At 65.7% G+C, this 17,851-nt stretch carries 13 protein-coding genes; 11 read left to right on the top strand and 2 right to left on the bottom strand.

The window, feature by feature from the left end; genetic code table 11:
- Window positions 1–75 precede the first annotated feature (75 nt).
- Window positions 76–3,969, bottom strand: coding sequence for a peptidoglycan-binding protein (locus tag EJC49_RS08320; protein ID WP_126699168.1), 3,894 nt, complete (start codon window positions 3,967–3,969; stop codon window positions 76–78).
- Window positions 3,970–4,462: 493 nt separating this feature from the next.
- Here EJC49_RS08320 and EJC49_RS08315 point away from each other — a divergent pair, with 493 nt between their 5' ends.
- The 10 genes from EJC49_RS08315 to EJC49_RS08270 all read left to right on the top strand — a co-directional run bounded on the left by EJC49_RS08315 (window position 4,463) and on the right by EJC49_RS08270 (window position 15,516).
- The gene (locus tag EJC49_RS08315) at window positions 4,463–4,915 is read left to right on the top strand and encodes a MerR family transcriptional regulator (protein ID WP_126699229.1); all 453 of its coding nucleotides are present in this window, start codon (window positions 4,463–4,465) and stop codon (window positions 4,913–4,915) included.
- Window positions 4,916–5,126: 211 nt separating this feature from the next.
- Window positions 5,127–6,923, top strand: coding sequence for an acyl-CoA dehydrogenase C-terminal domain-containing protein (locus EJC49_RS08310; protein WP_126699166.1), 1,797 nt, complete (start codon window positions 5,127–5,129; stop codon window positions 6,921–6,923).
- A gap of 134 nt (window positions 6,924–7,057) precedes the next feature.
- Window positions 7,058–8,230, top strand: a complete 1,173-nt coding sequence (locus tag EJC49_RS08305; RefSeq protein WP_126699164.1) for an acyl-CoA dehydrogenase family protein — start codon at window positions 7,058–7,060, stop codon at window positions 8,228–8,230.
- A gap of 5 nt (window positions 8,231–8,235) precedes the next feature.
- Entirely contained in the window at window positions 8,236–8,691 is a 456-nt protein-coding gene (locus EJC49_RS08300) for an OsmC family protein (RefSeq protein WP_126699162.1), read from the top strand.
- A 178-nt stretch (window positions 8,692–8,869) separates the two neighbouring features.
- Window positions 8,870–10,078 (top strand): acetyl-CoA C-acetyltransferase, encoded by a 1,209-nt coding sequence (locus EJC49_RS08295; RefSeq protein WP_126699160.1) that lies wholly within the window; start codon window positions 8,870–8,872, stop codon window positions 10,076–10,078.
- A 163-nt stretch (window positions 10,079–10,241) separates the two neighbouring features.
- Window positions 10,242–12,458, top strand: coding sequence for a 3-hydroxyacyl-CoA dehydrogenase NAD-binding domain-containing protein (locus EJC49_RS08290; protein ID WP_126699158.1), 2,217 nt, complete (start codon window positions 10,242–10,244; stop codon window positions 12,456–12,458).
- Window positions 12,459–12,743: 285 nt separating this feature from the next.
- A complete protein-coding gene (locus EJC49_RS08285; RefSeq protein WP_126699156.1) occupies window positions 12,744–13,289 on the top strand; it encodes a thioesterase family protein in 546 nt (181 codons plus the stop codon).
- 59 nt (window positions 13,290–13,348) lie between these two features.
- The gene (locus tag EJC49_RS08280) at window positions 13,349–13,975 is read left to right on the top strand and encodes a 2-hydroxychromene-2-carboxylate isomerase (RefSeq protein WP_126699154.1); all 627 of its coding nucleotides are present in this window, start codon (window positions 13,349–13,351) and stop codon (window positions 13,973–13,975) included.
- Between the two features lie 76 nt (window positions 13,976–14,051).
- Complete coding sequence (locus EJC49_RS08275; protein WP_126699152.1) at window positions 14,052–14,711, top strand: S24 family peptidase; 660 nt, start codon at window positions 14,052–14,054, stop codon at window positions 14,709–14,711.
- A 61-nt stretch (window positions 14,712–14,772) separates the two neighbouring features.
- Entirely contained in the window at window positions 14,773–15,516 is a 744-nt protein-coding gene (locus EJC49_RS08270) for a thermonuclease family protein (protein ID WP_210211773.1), read from the top strand.
- Between the two features lie 54 nt (window positions 15,517–15,570).
- On the opposite strand, the gene EJC49_RS08265 is transcribed toward EJC49_RS08270, so the two are convergent.
- On the bottom strand, window positions 15,571–17,223 hold the full coding sequence (locus EJC49_RS08265; RefSeq protein WP_126699150.1) for a lysine--tRNA ligase: 1,653 nt from the start codon (window positions 17,221–17,223) through the stop codon (window positions 15,571–15,573).
- 135 nt (window positions 17,224–17,358) lie between these two features.
- Here EJC49_RS08265 and EJC49_RS08260 point away from each other — a divergent pair, with 135 nt between their 5' ends.
- Window positions 17,359–17,775 carry a tellurite resistance TerB family protein gene (locus EJC49_RS08260; RefSeq protein ID WP_245453315.1) on the top strand — a complete coding sequence of 139 codons (417 nt, stop codon included), beginning with the start codon at window positions 17,359–17,361 and terminating at the stop codon, window positions 17,773–17,775.
- Window positions 17,776–17,851 lie beyond the last annotated feature (76 nt).

Here is a 17,851-nt window from a genome sequence, read left to right as displayed (position 1 = left end):
ATTCGCGCAGGCCGCTGTGCTGTTTGCGACATGTCTGCCGGTGGCGGCGGCAAAGCCGCGGCGGAGCGGCCCGCTTCACTTTTTGGCAAGCAGGATCCTGACGAGCTCGTCGTTCACTTCCCCGGTGGGGGCCAGCCCGTTGTCCCGCTGGAAGGCCATGATGGCGCTTTTCGTCCGGCTGCCCATGACCCCGTCGGCGGAGCCCGCGTCATACCCGTTCTTGTTCAGGATCAGCTGGATGGTCATGACGGCCTTCGTCATGTCGATGCTGGCCGTCGTGCCTTGGCTTTCCTGCCAGGGGTCCGGGATGTCGACGACATTGGCGTCTTCGGCGAGCGGCTTCGGCTTCCACAGTTCGGTGGCGGCGCGCGCCCTGGCAAGCTGTTCTGGACGCAGCGCGTTGGCGACCTCGTCGCGCTTGGCGGCGGCGTCCTTGTCGCCGTCCTTCGCGAGCAGGGCGAACCACTTGTAGGACTCCTCCAGGCTCTGCGGGACGCCGAGACCTTTCGCCGACAGGATGCCGAGATTGTACTGGCTGTCCTTCACGCCGAGTTCCGCGGCCTTGACGAACCAGCGCGCTGCGGAATCATTGTCCACGGCCCCGTCGGTGCCCATGGCGAAGAGAACGGCCAGGTTGTGCATGGCGCTGGCGTTGCCCTGGGCTGCCGCGAGCTGGTACCACGTCTTGGCTTTCGAGACGTCGCGCGCGACGCCGATCCCCTTCTCGTAAAAATTGCCGATCCGGTACTGGGCCGGCGCAAAGCCCTGCTCGGCGGCGCGCTCGTACCATGTCGCCGCGATGGCCCGGTCGGCGGTGACGCCGCGACCTGCGTCGTAGCGATTTCCGATCTCGAAGATGGCTCTGGGATCCCCCGCATCGGCGGCCTCGCGGAGCGCGATCGGTCCGGCCTCGATCGGAGCGGCCTCGAAGCCGAGCGAGGCAAGCTCGCCGCTGTCGTCGCCGCTCTCAACCTCAGTCGCCTCGAAATCGCCGGAACCGGTTTCGTCCATTGCGACATCGTCTGGCTCCGGCATGGCCGGCAGGGGTGCAGCGACGGCCGATGCTTCCGCGATCGGCTGGGCGGGCTTGTCGACGGCACGGATCGTCCTCGTTTCCGACGCGTCGGGCTGGTCGCTCTGCAACGAGAGGTCGGCCGGCGGTGCCGATGCCACGAACGAGGCATCGGAGGCGACCGGCGCGGCCGACTTGTCGGCAAGCTGCACGGCGTCGTTGAAGAAGGCCTTGCCGAGTTGCAGGCCGGCGAGCGCCATCATGATCGCCGCGGCGGCCATCAGGATCGGCTTGCGCTTGGCGCGCAGGAACTCGGAGGCGCTGAACTTTCGCTTGCCGCCATCCGGTCCATCCGACTGGCGGAAACTCTGCGCTTCCGCCGCGGCTGCCTGCGCAGCGCGCCGGGCGGCCGCGATGAAGTCGGCCTTTCCGGTCGCGCCCGCGTCCGGGGTGCTTGGAGCGGCGGTTCCGCGTTCGTCGCGCACGCGCCGCATGATGGCGTTGAGGTCTGGCGCGCCGGATCCCGGCTCCAGCGGCTGATCGATGACCGCGCTCTCCAGCGGGTCGTCGAGCCGCGGCTCGGGCATTCCCGGCAGTGTCGGCTCCTGCTGCGTCGTCGGGTCGGCCTTGGCCTCCTTACGTCCGGAGAAGGCGCGGGCAAAACCACCGAGGAGAGATTTCTTCGGCGATGCGGGCTGGTCCGCTTCACCGGAGGATGCCGCGGCGGCCTGCGCTGCAGCCTTGGCGGCGACGTGCGGCGGTTGCTGGCGGAGCGCTGGAGCGATGGCGGACGCCACACCCGACAGGGTGGTGGAAGCCGATAACGCAGCCGAAGACATGGCCAGCGGCATCTCGTCCGAATGCGGCGCGAGAGACGGCACGGCGTCCGCGTCGATGCGGCTGCGATAGGCCGTGGCGATGTCGGCGTTGCGGATTTCCAGCGAGGCGAGCCGGTCGACGACTTTCAGCAGCGTGTCGTGGATAGCCTCGAAGGTGCGGCTGTTGCGTTCGTCGGACTTCCGGGCGAGCGTCTCCAGCGTGCGCAGTTCCTCCGCGAGCGCGCCCGCGTCCTCGTCGTCGATGCCGCTGGCGCGCAGAGAGACCACGGCGCGCTGCGCCGCGTCCTGCGCGGCCGCCACGATCGCGTCGCGTTGGTCGAAGAGCGAACGCTCGATGCTATCGAGGCGAGGCGCGATATCCTCCAGCTCGGCCGCGTTGGCATTTGGCCGCGACAAATGGGCGGTCAGCCCGGCCAACTGCTTCTCGAGCCCCAGGATCAAATGCGGATCGATGTCGGCGACCTGCCTCGACGTGTCCTCCATCCGGGCGGCAATGGTCTCCAGCCGCTCTTCCAGCGCGCGAAGCGCGGAGACGTTTCCCGCGTCGGCGCGGCCGTCAATGCGATCGGACAGATCTGCGAACCGCTCGTCGAGCGCCTGTAACAGGATCGGGTCGGGATCACCGGCGCGACGGACGGACTCGTCGAGGCGGCTGGCGATGCTCTCGAGACGGCTCTCGAACGCGTCGAGCAGTCGGGCATCGGTCCTCTCGCCCCGAGCGCTGTCGATCCGATTGGACAGATCGGCGAATTTTTCGTCCAGGGCGTGAAGCAAGGCGACATCCAAACCGCCGCCGCCTGCCTGGAAACGGTCGGCCATCTCTTCCAGACGGCGATCCAGGTCACGCATCAGCGCTTGGCCCTGCACGGTGGCGCGCTCCTGCCGTTCCTCGAACAGCGCCGCGATCTCGGCAAAGCGCCGCTCCAGGCTGTCGAGGATTCGCTCGCGCTCGGCGCCGGACGATTCGTTCTCCAGCCGGTCGTAGATGATGCCGATCTGGCGCCCGAGGCGCTCGATCGCCTTTTCGGGAAGCGCTGCCTGGATCGCGATGTCTTCGACGCGCTGCGACAAGCCGCTCATTCGGTCGAGAAGCTCTCCGGCGACGCCCTCGGACGACATGTCGTCGATCTGCTGGGCCAGCGCCGAGATGCGGGCCTCGATGCGCTCGAAGGGCTCTGCCGGCATGGAACGGCCGGAAACGGTCGACGCCACGATCGCCCGCGAGATTTCGTCGAGCCGCTGCTCGATGGTCTCGAATGAATGGACCGGGGTGGTGGACTGGTGCGAAAAGTGGTCGACGGCGGTGGCCAGCGTGCGCACTTTCTCGTCCAGCGACCGCAAGGCGCGCGAATCAGGCAGATTGCCGATTGCTTCGCCGATCTGCTCCAGTCGCTGGGTCAGGGCATGGATGGCCGGGTCCGGGACGTTTCGAATGCCCGCGCGTTTCTCGAACTGCGACCAGCGATCGTCGATCGAACGGACAGTATCCTCGCGAGCCAGTTCGGCCAGCGTTGCGCGCACCTGCTCCATTTCGGAACGAAGCATCTCCAGGCCGCGATCATCGCTGCGGCTCGCCATCGAGTTGATGGCGCTCGAAAGACGCTCCATCTCCGCCGCGAGTTCTCGGCCTTCGGCAGCCGTTTGCGGCTGGACGGCGGTGCGGCCGAGATCGTCGCGCAACGCGTCGAACTCCTGGCGCATGCCGGTGGACATATGCAGCCGCATGTCCTCGCGCAGGGCCTTCAGCTCTTCGGACAGGCCCGAGAGTGAACCCACGCCTGCTGCCTGCTGCCTTGAGCGTTCGATCTCGCGCCGCAGCGAGCCGATCGCCGCAGCGTTGTCGTCCGCCTTCCTGGCAAGCGTCGACGCTTCGGCCGAGCGCCGTTCAGGGGGGGGCGACGTCAAGACGCGGTCGGCTCGTGGCTCGCGCGCGGGCACCGTGTCTGCCAGGCGACGGGCGCGCCGATCCGCGCCATCGGGGCCGGCACGGCCCTGCTGCATGGAACCGAAGCGGTTTTCGAGGTCCTCCAGGGTGCGATTCAGGTCGTCCAGCGACGCGTGCGTCCGGCGCTGTCGACCCGCATTCAAAGTATCGAGAAAGGACCGGTTGTTGCTCATCGAAACGCCTGTTCGTATGGATTTCCCGAGACCTGCCCCGGCGTCCAGCGACCGACTTGCAGCGTCGGCGCCGCCATCGATCCTGCGCAGGCATCAGTCGCTTCGGTGAACATCGCGCCCAGCCCTCTTTTCGGTGCAAACGGCCGTGAGGAACGCGAGACAGGATACCTACGGGAAAATCGACGCCCAACCATTCCCCCAACGTGGTAAACAAGCCGTTAACCAACCTTAAGTTTTCGCGCACCGAAGGTCGTGGGCTCGGCCCAAAGCGGCGCTACCCTGTTTCGGTTTGAAACAGTTTGTGTCCAAACTTGAATTGCGTTCATTCGCAAGGGCTACTATGTGCGCGCCATGCTGAGTGGCCATACGCCTGTGCGTGCTTTGAGGCCGTTGTTTCAGGCTATCTGAACAAAGAAGAAAAACTGGCCCCAAGGGCCCCGATTTGCGTGCGCCGAGCCATGGGCCGGACACGCCGAAGGAACCACTGATCATGATGAAGTCCGTCTCGGCCATCGAGGCCATGACCAATGCATCCGATGCCTTTTGCGAGTCCGACGACGATCTGATGCGGATCGGGGACATGGCCAAGGAGTTCGACGTCTCGCTGCGGACCCTGCGCTTCTATGAGGACAAGGGGCTGCTGCAGCCCAAGCGTGAGGGCAGCATGCGCCTGTACTCGCGGCGCGAGCGCGCCCGGCTGCGGCTCATCCTGCTTGGCCGCAACGTCGGCTTCTCGCTGCGCGAGGTGAAGCAGATGATGGACCTCTACGATCCTCAGGGGACCAACGCCAAGCAGCTGCGCGTCGCGCTCGAAAAGTCGGAGAAGCAGCTTTCGCGCCTGGAGAAGCAGCGCGAGTCGATCGAGGATGCCATCTCCCAGCTCCGCGCCGCCATGGAGGTGGTTCGCGGGACGCTCGAGGAGCGGCAGCGCCAGTCGGCTGCCTGATTGTCGCGGTTTGCGGCATCGTCTTCCTGGTTACTGCGACCTTCCAACGGCGGCCTTCGGGTCGCCGTTTTGCGTCCGGGTGGGAAAAAATAAAGATGCCGATGTGGAATTGACGTTTACGCAAACGTCAATATTTGATACGTCACGGCCCAGCGAGATTGGACGCCTTCCCGTGCGTGTGGGCGCCCCTGACTCTATTCTGGAGGATACCATGCCCAGCTACCGCGCTCCGGTAAAGGACACGCTGTTCGTTCTCAACGAAGTGCTCGGCTACGAGCGCTATTCCAACCTTCCCGGATTTTCGGACGCCACGCCCGACGTGCTGGAGGCAATTCTGGCGGAAGGCGCGAAGCTCGCCGAAAACGTCATGCATCCGCTGAACCTCTCGGGCGACCAGGAAGGCTGCGTTCGCCACGAGGACGGTTCCATCACCACGCCGAAGGGCTTCAAGGAGGCCTTCCAGCAATATTGCGAGGGCGGCTGGATGTCGCTCGCCGTTCCGGCCGAGTATGGTGGGCAGGGCCTTCCATACACGGTGCATTCGGCGGTCGGCGAATTTCTCTCATCGGCCAACATGGCTCTGATGATGTATCCCGGGCTGACCCAAGGCGCGATCGCTGCCATCCTGGCTCATGGTTCGGAAGAGCAGAAGCAGACCTTCGTCCCGAAGATGGCCGAAGGCGTGTGGACCGGCACGATGAACCTGACGGAGCCGCATTGCGGCACCGATCTCGGCCTTCTGCGCACCAAGGCGGTTCCGGCCGGCGACGGTTCCTACAAGATCTCCGGCCAGAAGATCTTCATCTCGGCCGGCGACCATGACATGGCCGAGAACATCATCCACCTCGTCCTTGCTCGCATCGAGGGCGCGCCGGAAGGCGTGAAGGGCATCTCGCTGTTCATCGTTCCGAAGTTCAAGCTCGATGCCGACGGCAATCCGGGCGAGGGGAACGGCGTGTCCTGCGGCTCCATCGAGGAGAAGATGGGCATCCACGGCAACGCCACCTGCGTCATGAATTACGACGAGGCGATCGGCCATCTGATCGGCGCCGAGAACGGCGGCCTGAAGGCCATGTTCGTGATGATGAACGAGGCTCGCCTCGGCGTTGGTCTGCAGGGCCTCTCAGTTTCCGAAATCGCCTACCAGAACGCCGCCAACTATGCCCGCGAGCGAATCCAGGGCCGGTCGCTGACTGGCGCGAAGGACAAGGACAAGAAGGCGGATCCGATCATCGTCCACCCCGACATCCGCCGCAAGCTGATGACGATGAAGGCCTTCAACGAGGCCGGCCGCGCGCTGATCCTGTGGACCGCGATCAAGTCGGACGTGGCGCACCGTTCGGGCGATGAGGCGGAGCGCCAGCAGGCGGACGACCACATGGGCCTGATGACGCCCATCATCAAGGGCGTTCTGACCGACAAGGGCTTCGAGCACGCCGTGATGGCGCAGCAGGTCTATGGCGGCCACGGCTATATCGAGGAATGGGGCATGAGCCAGTTCGTGCGCGATGCCCGCATCGCCATGATCTACGAAGGCGCCAACGGCATCCAGGCGCTCGATCTCGTTGGTCGCAAGCTCGGCGCCAATGGCGGCCGCGCGGTGCAGGCCTTCTTCAAGGAGGTCGGCGACTTCTGCGAGGAAAACCGCTCGAACGAGAAGATGGCGCCGCTGACCAAGCCGCTCAAGAAGGGCCTCAACGACCTGCAGGCGGCGACCATGTGGCTGGTGCAGAACGGCCTGTCCAACCCCGACAATGCGGGTGCGGCCTCGACCGACTACATGCATCTCTTCGGTCTCGTCGCGCTCGGGTACATGTGGGGCCAGATGGCCAAGACTGCGCAGGCCAAGCTCGCCGCCGGCGCCAACGGCTCCTCGGCCTTCTACGAGACGAAGCTGGTGACGGCGCGCTACTACATGGAGCGTGTGATGCCGGAAACGTCGGCGCATCTTGCCCGCCTGTCGACGGGCGCCGAGACGATGATGGCGCTGCCGGCCGAGGCGTTCTAAAACGGTCGACGCGACCGCGTCCTGCCGTAGCAGGGCGCGGTATCGATGAACGCCCCGCTTGCGCAGGGCCTTCACAAGAGCGATAATGTTCACACTTGAACGTTTTCGCCGACGTCCGCGAGGAGGAGACCTGCATGACCACCAGCCCCGCATCCGTTCTCGGCTTGCCGCAGCCCGCCTGGGCCGGCGAGGACGTGGCGATGCTCTACGACATGGCGACGAAGTTCCTCGAGGCCGAGATCGCGCCCCGCTACGAGGAATTCGAGAAGGCCGAGATCTTCGACCGCGAAAGCTGGAAAAAGGCCGGCGAGAACGGCCTTCTCTGCGCCTCGATGCCGGAAGAGTATGGTGGGTCGGGCGGCACCTATGCGCATGAGAGCGCGATCATCGAGGCGATCAGCCATGTCGGCGTCGACGGCTTCGGGATCGCGCTGCACAACTCGATCGTGGCGCCCTACATCCTCCACTACGGCTCGGAAGAGCAGAAGAGGAAGTGGCTGCCGAGGATGGCGACCGGCGAACTCATCGGCGCCATCGCCATGACCGAGCCGGGCGCGGGCTCCGATCTCCAGGGCATCAAGACCCGGGCGGAGAAGGACGGCAACCACTATCGCATCAACGGCTCCAAGACCTTCATCACCAACGGTCAGCTCGCCAACCTGATCGTCGTCGTCACCAAGACCGACCCAGCCCGGGGCGCCAAGGGGACCTCGCTGATCGTCATCGAAACCGACGAGGTCGAGGGCTTCCGCCGCGGCCGCAACCTCGACAAGGTCGGGCTGAAGTCGAACGACACGTCGGAACTGTTCTTCGACGACGTGCGCGTGCCGACCTCGAACCTGCTCGGTACCGAGGAAGGGCAGGGCTTCGTCCAGCTGATGCAGCAATTGCCGCAGGAGCGCCTCCAGATCGGCGGCACGGCGATCGCGGCGGTCGAGAAGGCGCTGGCGCTGACCATCGACTACGTCAAGGAGCGCAAGGCCTTCGGCAAGGCGGTCATCGACTTCCAGAACACCCAGTTCAAGCTCGCCGAGCTGAAGACCGAGGCGACCGTCGGCCGCGTCTTCTACAATGACTGCGTGGCCCGCCACGTCGCCGGCGGCCTCGACCCGTCGACCGCCTCGATGGCCAAGTACTGGCTGTCGGACCTCCAGGGCAAGGTGATGGACGAGTGCGTGCAGCTGCATGGCGGCTACGGCTTCATGAACGAGTACGCCATCGCGCGCATGTGGCGCGACGCCCGGGTGCAGCGCATCTATGGCGGCACCAACGAGATAATGAAGCTTTTGATCGCGCGGGGGCTGTAAGCGTCATGTCCGAGCACACCGCCACGATCAGATGGAAGCAGGACGAGGACGACCACTTCACGCTGGGCCGCTACACCCGCGTGCACGAGATCGCCTTCGACGGCGGCACGACGATCCAGGCGTCGGGCGCGCCGCAGAACGTGCCGGCGCAGTTCTCGTCGGAAATGGCGGTCGACCCCGAGGAGATGTTCGTCGCCTCGCTGGCCTCCTGCCACATGCTCTGGTTTCTCGATTTCGCACGGCGCGCCGGGCTCGACGTTCAGTCCTACCGGGATAGCGCCGTGGGCGAGCTGGGCAAGAATGCCGAGGGGCGCATGGCCATCCTCAAAGTCACGCTGCGGCCCGCCGTCGATGTCGTGGCGGATGCGGCGCTGCTGGTGGACCTGCACCACAAGGCGCACGAGGCCTGCTTCATCGCCAATTCGGTCACGACCGTGGTGACGGTCGAGCCGCAAGGGTAGATCGCGCACCGCGCCGCGCCCATATCGGTGGCGACGAGCCGCCCCGTCCGGGCCTGACCCGGATCGACGAAGAGGATTTGTCGGCAGGCAGAGGGCCTTCGGGGCCAGCCCGCCGCAAGAATGACGAATACGAACCAGCGGCAGCCCGTGAGCGGCCGCACCAAAGAGGAGACTTCCGATGGCTGACGCTTATGTCTACGACGCGGTGCGCACGCCGCGCGGTCGCGGCAAGAAGGACGGATCGCTGCACGAGGTGCCGGCGGTGCGGCTCGGCGCCAAGGTGCTCGAGGCCGTGCGCGATCGCAACGGGCTCGACACGAGCCAGGTCGACGACATCGTCTTCGGCTGCGTCGATCCGGTCGGCGAGGCGGGCTCGGTCATCCCGCGCGCATCCGCCTTCGAGGCGCGCTACGCCACCGAGGCGCCCGGCATCCAGCTGTCGCGCTTCTGTGCGTCGGGCCTCGACGCCATCAATGTCGGCGCGGCCAAGATCGCCGGCGGCTCGGACGACATCGTGATCGCGGGCGGCGTGGAATCCATGTCGCGCGTCGGCATGGGCATGTCGGGCGGTGCCTGGTTCATGGATCCCTCGGTCGGCATCCCGTCCTACTTCGTGCCGCAGGGCATCTCGGCGGACCTGATCGCCACCAAGTATGGTTTCAGCCGTGACGACGTCGACGCCTATGCGGTGGAAAGCCAGAAGCGCGCCGCCAAGGCCTGGGAAAAGGGCTGGTTCAAGAGCTCGGTCGTCGAGATCAAGGACCAGAACGGCCTGACGATCCTTGCCCATGACGAGCACATGCGTCCCTCGACCGACATGCAGTCGCTCGCCTCGCTCAATCCGTCCTTCGTCATGCCCGGCGAAATGGGCGGCTTCGACGCGGTGGCGGTGCAGCGCTATCCCGAGATCGAGGCGATCAACCACGTCCACCACGCCGGCAATTCGTCCGGCATCGTCGACGGCGCCGCCGCGGTGCTGCTCGGCTCCAAGAAGGGCGGCAAGGCGATGGGGCTGAAGCCGCGCGCGCGCATCCGCGCCTTCACCAACATCGGCTCCGAACCCGCGATCATGCTGACGGGCCCGGTCGACGTGACCGAGAAGCTGCTCCAGCGCGCCAAGATGAAGCTGTCGGACATCGACCTGTTCGAGCTCAACGAGGCTTTCGCCTCGGTGGTGCTGCGCTACATGCAGGCCTTCGACATTCCGCACGACAAGATGAACGTCAACGGCGGCGCCATCGCCATGGGCCATCCGCTCGGCGCCACCGGCGCGATGATCTTCGGCACGGTGCTCGACGAGCTCGAGCGCCGCGACCTGAACACCGCGCTCGTGACGCTGTGCATCGGCGCCGGCATGGGCACCGCGACGATCATCGAGCGGGTCTGATTTCGACGGCCCCCTCATCCGGCCCTCCGGGCCACCTTCTCCCCGGTGGGGAGAAGAGAGCGGCCGCGAAGCCTGCACCTCCTCTCCCCAGCGGGGAGAGGGTGGCGAGCGGAGCGAGCCGGGTGAGGGAGCTTCCCTGAATTCTTTCGGAGGAATTTCTCCAATGGCTGACTACACCAACTTCAAAATCGAAACCGATGCCGACGGCATCGCCCTCGTCACCTGGGACATGCCCGGCAAGTCGATGAACGTCTTCACCGAGGAGGTGATGAACGAACTCGACGAGATCATCGACCAGGTGGTCGCCGACGACACGATCAAGGGCGCCGTCGTCACGTCCGGCAAGGACAGTTTTTCGGGCGGCGCCGACCTGACAATGCTCCAGCGCATGCTGAAGCTGTTCAAGGACGAGAAGGCAAACGATCCCGACGCGGCGATCAAGATGCTGTTCGAGGGTGCCGGCCGGATGAACTGGCTGTTCCGCAAGCTCGAGACCTGCGGCAAGCCCTGGGTCTCGGCCATCAACGGCACCTGCATGGGCGGCGCCTTCGAACTGTCGCTCGCCTGTCACGCCCGCGTGGCGGCCGATTCCGACAAGGTGAAGATGGGCTTGCCCGAAGTGAAGGTCGGCCTGTTTCCGGGTGCCGGCGGCACGCAGCGGGTGCCCAGGCTCACCGATACGCAGGGCGCGCTGCAGATGCTCACCTCCGGCCAGTCGCTGTCGCCGAAGAAGGCCAAGCAGATGGGCCTGATCACCGAGATTGCCGCGCCCGACGCGCTGGTCGAGACGGCCAAGGGCCTGATCAAGGGCGGGTTGAAGGCCGTCGCGCCGTGGGACGTCAAGGGCTTCAAGCTGCCGGGCGGTCCCGTCTACTCGGCCGCCGGCGCCAACCTCTTCCCGCCGGCCATCGCCATCCTGCGCCGCGAGACCTACGGCAACTATCCGGCTGCGAGCGCGATCCTGAAATGCGTCTATGAAGGCCTGCTGGTGCCCTTCGACACCGCGCTGAAGATCGAGCAGCGCTACTTCACCGAGATCATGCAGACGACCGAGGCGGCGATGATGATCCGCTCGCTGTTCATCTCGCTGCAGGAACTGAACAAGGGCGCGCGCCGGCCGGCCGGTGTGCCGGAGACCAAGTTCCAGAAGATCGGCGTGCTCGGCGCGGGCTTCATGGGCGCGGGCATCGCCTACGTCACCGCCAAGGCCGGCATCCCGGTCGTGCTGCTCGACCGCGACATGGCCGCCGCCGAGAAGGGCAAGGCGCATTCGGAAGGCCTGATCACGGACGCCGTGAAGAAGGGCCGCGCCACGGCGGAGGAGAAGGACAAGCTCCTGTCGCTGATCACTCCCACCGACGATTACGCGCAGCTCGACGGCTGCGACCTGATCGTGGAGGCCGTCTTCGAGGATTCGGAGATCAAGAAGGGCGTGACCGAGAAGGCCGAGGCCGTGATTGCCAAGGACGCGATCTTCGCCTCCAACACCTCGACCATCCCGATCACCGGGCTGGCCAAGAACTCGTCGCGGCCGAAGAATTTCATCGGCATCCACTTCTTCTCGCCGGTCGACCGGATGATGCTGGTCGAGATCATCCTCGGCAAGAAGACCGAGGACAAGGCGCTGGCGGTCGCCATCGACTACGTGCGGGCGATCAAGAAGACGCCGATCGTCGTCAACGACACGCGCGGCTTCTATGTCAATCGCTGCGTGCTGCGCTACATGGCCGAAGCCTTCCAGATGCTGATCGAGGGCGTTCCGCCGGCGATGATCGAGAACTCTGCCAAGATGGCCGGCATGCCGGTCGGGCCGCTGGCGCTGACCGATGAGACCGCGATCGACCTCGCGCAGAAGATCATGAAGCAGACCATCAAGGATCTGGGCGAGAAGGCCGTCGACCAGGACCAGTTCGCGCTGATCAACAGCATGGTCGACAAGCACGGCCGCCACGGCCGCAAGAACGGCAAGGGCTTCTACGACTATCCCGCGAAGCCCGCCAAGAAGCATCTCTGGCCCGGCCTCAAGGACCTCTACAAGCAGCAGAACCCCGACAGGATCGACGTCGAGGAGCTCAAGCAGCGCTTCCTCGTGACGATCGCGCTGGAGGCCGCCCGCGTGATGGAGGAAGGCATCGTCACCGACCCGCGCGAGGCCGACGTCGGCTCGATCCTCGCCTTCGGTTTCGCGCCCTATACGGGCGGCGCACTGTCCTACATCGAGGGCATGGGCGTGGCGGAGTTCGTGGCGCTGTCAAAGAAGCTGCAGAAGAAGTACGGCCCGCAGTACAAGGCGCCGAAACTTCTGGCCGAGATGGCGGAGAAAGGCCAGACCTTCTACGGCCGCTTCGACCCCTACAAGGCGACGAAGAAGGCGGCGTGACGCGCGTCGACGGGGCTTCCTCCGCCGTTCGGCAAGAGGCTTGGCACGGCGCCGGCCACCCCCTCCCCCTTGTGGGGAGGGTAAAGGTGGGGGTGCCTGCCGGGACGTTGATGGGGGCCTTTGTTCGCCCTTCGGGCCGACCCCCACCCCTAGCCCCTCCCCACAAGGGGGAGGGGGAGGCGCGGGACGGGCTGCCGTCACACACCTAACCGTGCGTTCGCGCGTCTCGTCCGTCCCGCAGCCGCCGGGGAAGCGGGGCGCGTCGCGCATTGCAAGGAGCAGTTCATGTATGTCTGGGGACGCATGGCCCGGATGGTGGCGACCGCGCGACGACGCGGCGCCTACCGGATGGGCGAGGAAAGCAGGCTGTCGTTCCGCTGCCTGCCGACCGACGTGGACACGAACCTGCATCTCAACAATGCCCGCTACATGATGCTGGCCGATGTCGGCCGCATCGACATCTTCCTGCGTGCCGGGCTGCTCGGCCTTGCCCGCAGGAACGGCTGGGCGCCGATGATGGGCGGGCTACAGGCGGTCTATGTCCGCGAGATCAGGCTGTGGAAGCGCTTCGATGTCGTCTCGACCGTCGAGACCTGGGAGGACACCCAGGTGATCGGCCGCCACCGCTTCGTGCTGGAGAATGGCGAGACGGCGGCGCTCGTCATGACGACGGCCGGCGTCTACGATTTCAAGAACCGCCGCTTCGTGCCGATCGACGCCATCGTCGAGGAACTCGGCGCGCGCATTGCGCCACGTCCGCCCTCCGAGGAGGAGCGCATCTTCATGGCCTCGCATGCGGGGCTGCGGAAGCTGGCGAAGGGAACCGGATAAGGAGTCGCTTCTCCCCGTCGCCTCAACTAACCTCCGCGACGTCATTCTTGGAGAACCCCATGCCTGCCACCATCGACTATTTCCTGACCTGCGCCTCGCCATGGGTCTATCTCGGCCACGACGCCGCGCGGGCGCTGGCCGCGCGGCATGGCGCGACGCTGAAGGTGCGGCCGGTCAATCTCGGCGAAATGTTCAAGGTGTCCGGGCAGGTGGGCCTGGCCGATCGGCCGGCGGTTCGTCAGCGCTATCGCCTGATCGAACTCCAGCGCCACGCAGAATTCCGCGGCAAGCCGATCAACGTCAAGCCGAAGCATTTTCCGACCAATCCCGCCCTTGCCGACCTGACGATCTGCGCGATCCTCGCCGATGGCGGCGATCCGATGGACTACATGGGCAAGGTCTTCGCTGCCTTGTGGGCGCAGGAGCAGAACATCGCCGACGAGACGACACTGGCGTTCCTGCTTTCGGCGGCGGGGTTCACGCCGAAAGTCGTGCTAGAGAAGGCCCAGTCGGCGGAGGTGGCCGAGATCCGGGACAGGAATACGCAGGACGCGATCGCGATCGACGCGACCGGCGTACCGTCCTACGTCCTGAACGGCGAGCCGTTCTGGGGACAGGACCGGCTCGACCTGCTCGACCATGCGCTGACCACCGGACGAAAGCCCTATTCAGCCGACATTGGGTGATGGGTGTCTGGACAAGCGGTCGCGCGGGCGCTACGAAGTCGATCAAGGTATATATTCCTGATCGAGGAGAGCCATCATGCTCTCGCATGACCGTGTCTGGGCGGCGATAGACGCGCTCGCCGATCGCTATTCGCTGTCCGCGTCCGGCCTTGCCAAGCGGGCAGGGCTCGATTCGACCGCGTTCAACAAGTCGAAGCGCCAGTCCGCCGATGGGCGCCCTCGCTGGCCCTCGACGGAATCGCTCGCCAAGATCATGGAGGCGACCGGAGCCAGCCTCGACGAGTTCATCGCGCTGGTGGAGCCGCGGCGGACACGCTCGATTTCATTGGACCGGCCACTGCCGATGCAACGTTCCTCGGTACCGCTGATCGGTTTCGCCCAGGCAGGGGCCGGTGGCTTCTTCGACGACGCGGGCTTTCCCGACGGGCACGGCTGGGATCTCGTCGAGATTCCCGAGCGTTCGTCGGAATCCGCCTATGCGCTGGGCGTTCAGGGCGACTCCATGCTGCCTCTCTATCGTGACGGTGACGTCCTGATCGTCGAACCGGGCGCGTCGATCCGGAAGGGCGACCGCGTTGTCGTCAAGACGACCTTGGGCGAAGTCACGGCCAAGGTGCTCGCCAAGCGGACGTCCAAGCAGGTTGAACTCCTGTCGCTCAATCCCGACCATCCGCCGCGCGTCGTCCCGGTCACGCAGGTCGAGTGGATCGCCCGCATCGTCTGGGCGAGCCAGTAGGGTGGCTTTGAGGCCCTACCTCGTCGCAGCCGCGCTGCTGTCGGCCACGTCGACCCTCCCGATGCCGGCCGCGGCGTCGTCCGTCCTGTCCGCGCAGGCGACGGATGGCGGCGGCCGATCCATCAGGCAGATCGCCCCCGAGATCGTGGCGCCTCCCGTGGTCGATCCGGGGCAACTCGAGCGCGAACCCCCACGTGAACCGCTGAGTGACCTGGGGACTGCCGGCAAGCCGCAGCGGCGAGCGCCCGCCAGGTCGGGAAACCGGGATGCAGCGGTTCCGGGAACACCGCAGTTCTTTCGCCCCGTGGCCGCGGCCGCCGGACGGTTGGAAGGGGGTGGACTGACGGTCGTCATCGCAGGGATCGACATTCTCGAACCGGATGCAACGTGCCAGGGCGCCAACGGTGAGTGGCCTTGCGGCATGGCGGCGCGCACGGCGTTTCGCTCCTTCCTGCGGGGCAGGGCCCTTGACTGCGATCTGCCGGACGGTGACCTGCCCGAACGCTTGGCGGCCGCCTGCCGGCTCGGCACGCAGGATCTCGGGGCCTGGCTGGTCGTGAATGGCTGGGCAAAGGTCTCCAGTGTCGGTCCCTACGCCGAAGAGCAGGCGGAAGCCGTCGAAAATCGTCGAGGCATCTTCGGGCGTGGACCGGACCCGCTTCCGCCGTCCCCGGCCTTGGAAAGCGAGAACGCGCCGACGGCTTCTGATGGAGCGGCCATGCCGCTCGCGGCCCCGTTGCCTGCCGAGCCGCCGCCTCCCGCAATCGAGAGACAGGCTTTGCCGGCGCCCACGGGGCTCTACTGACGCGAAACCCGTCCCGACTCCGCTGCTGCCCGGTGGCGGACGAGCTTGAAAAGCCTAGGGGGTCCCGCTCGCGAGAGTGGTTTCGATCAGGGTTTTCGTCTCGGCCACGCCGTACAGCGCGGCGAAGGAACCGAAGCGCGGCCCGCGCTCCTGTCCCAGTACCACCTCATAGATCATCTGGAAGAATGCGACCGACACGCCCGGACCGCCGGTCGGGCTCTTCTTCGCGTGATCCTGATAGCGTTCGATGCCGCGTGCGACGTCGAGGGCGGCGTTCTGGATCGCCTCGCCGTCGGCGCCCTGGGGCAAGGTGCCCAGCCGGTCGGCCAGCGCCTGCAACGCCTGCCGTTCGACGTCGTCGGCCGCGCGAAAGTTCTTCGCGGGCTTCACGAAGTCGTCGAAATAGCGGATCGCATAGCCCACCAGCCGGTCGAGCTCAGGGTGGGTCTGCGGGGTTACGCCAGGAGCATGGCGGGAGATGAAGCCCCACAACACGCCGGGCTCATGGGCGTTGGAGGCGCTGACCAGGTTGAGCAAGAGCCCGAACGACACCGGCAGTTCGATCGCCGGCGGCCTGCCCGAATGAATGTGCCAGACCGGATTGCCGAGCCGCTCCTTCCAGTCCTGGCGCTGGTAGGCGGCGAGGAACTGGTAATATTCGTCGACGGCGCGCGGGATGACGTCGAAGTAGAGCTTCTTGGCCTGCCGTGGACGCTGGAACATGTAGAGCGCCAGGCTCTCGGTCGGCGCATAGGTCAGCCATTCGTCGATGGTCAGGCCGTTGCCCTTGGACTTCGAGATTTTCTGGCCGTTCTCGTCGAGGAACAGTTCGTAGACGAAGTGCTCGGGCGCGCGGCCGCCGAGCGCCACGCAGATACGGTCGTAGACGCCCATGTTCGGGCCGTGATCCTTGCCGAACATCTCGAAATCGACACCGAGGGCGGCCCATCGGGCGCCGAAGTCCGGCTTCCACTGAAGCTTCACCTTTCCGCCCGTCACGGGCAGGGTCGTCTCGACGCCATCCTCGTCGTCGAAGGTGATGGTGCCGGCCTCGGTATCGACCTTCTTCATCGGCACATAGAGGACGCGGCCCGTCTTGGGCGAAATCGGCAGGAAGGGCGAATAGGTGGCGCGGCGCTCCTCGCCGAGCGTCGGCAGCATGATCGCCATGATGGCATCGTAGCGCTCGGCCACGCGCCTGAGGATCGCGTCGAAGCGGCCGGACCTGTAGTAGTCGGTGGCGCTGGCGAATTCGTAGTCGAAACCGAACGTGTCGAGGAAGCGCCGCAGCATCGCATTGTTGTGATGGCCGAAGCTCTCGCCTTCGCCACCGAACGGATTCGGGACGACGGTCAGCGGCTTGTGCAGATGCGGCTCCAGGAGCGAGCGGTCCGGCACGTTGTCCGGGATCTTGCGCATGCCGTCCATGTCATCGGAAAAGCACAGCAGCCGTGTCGGCACCTTGTCTTCGGTCAGTACGCGAAAGGCGTGACGCACCATGGTGGTGCGGGCCACCTCGCCGAACGTGCCGATGTGCGGCAGGCCCGACGGGCCGTAGCCGGTCTCGAAGAGCACCGTTTCGGGGAAACCACTCCCGGCATAGCGAGCGATGATCTTTTTCGCTTCCTCGAACGGCCAGGCCTTGCTTTCGCGGGCGGCGGCGAGGATTTCGGGCGACAGATCGATCATGGGCTTGGCTGCGGTCATGGGCTCGTTGCGGGTGGGTCAAACGCTCTAAGCTTGGGCAGGGGGAGCGTCAATGACGCGCGGCGTTTTTCCTTGCGGCGGGCCCTTGGCCTACCTACCTTGCGGCAACTCGAGCCTACAGCCATGGAGCCCGCATTGATACGTCCCGCCAGCGTCCAGGAAGCCCTCGTCCACATCATGGTGGTCGTTTCGGCATCCGACAGCAACATGACCGATCGGGAACTGGCCAAGATGGGCACCGTCGTGCAGACCATGCCGGCCTTCGCGGATTTCGACCCGGAGCAGTTGCTCGAGGTGACGAGGCGCAGCCACGAGATGATGCAGCAGGAAGCCGCCCTGAACGATATCATCGCATCGATCGCCGAAGCGATCCCGGTGCGCCTGCGCGACACCGCCTATGCGTTCGCCGTGGAGATCGCCGCTGCTGACCGGCAGGTCCGGCCAGAGGAACTGCGCATTCTGCAGATCCTGCGCGGGCATCTCGGCATCGATACGCTGACCGCTGCCGCGATCGAACGCTCGGCAGTCATACGCCATCGCATCATTGGCTGATTTAGCCGGGTTGACGGTCACTGCGATGTGACTGGCGCGTGATGCGACCGAACGCCATTTGAACCGACGGGGTCGA

Origin of the sequence: Aquibium carbonis (assembly GCF_003970795.1) — a bacterium.
GTDB classification, from domain to species: Bacteria; Pseudomonadota; Alphaproteobacteria; order Rhizobiales; family Rhizobiaceae; genus Aquibium; species Aquibium carbonis.
The sequence above is the reverse complement of the archived record's forward strand: the minus strand, read 5'-3'. Positions and strand labels throughout refer to the sequence as shown.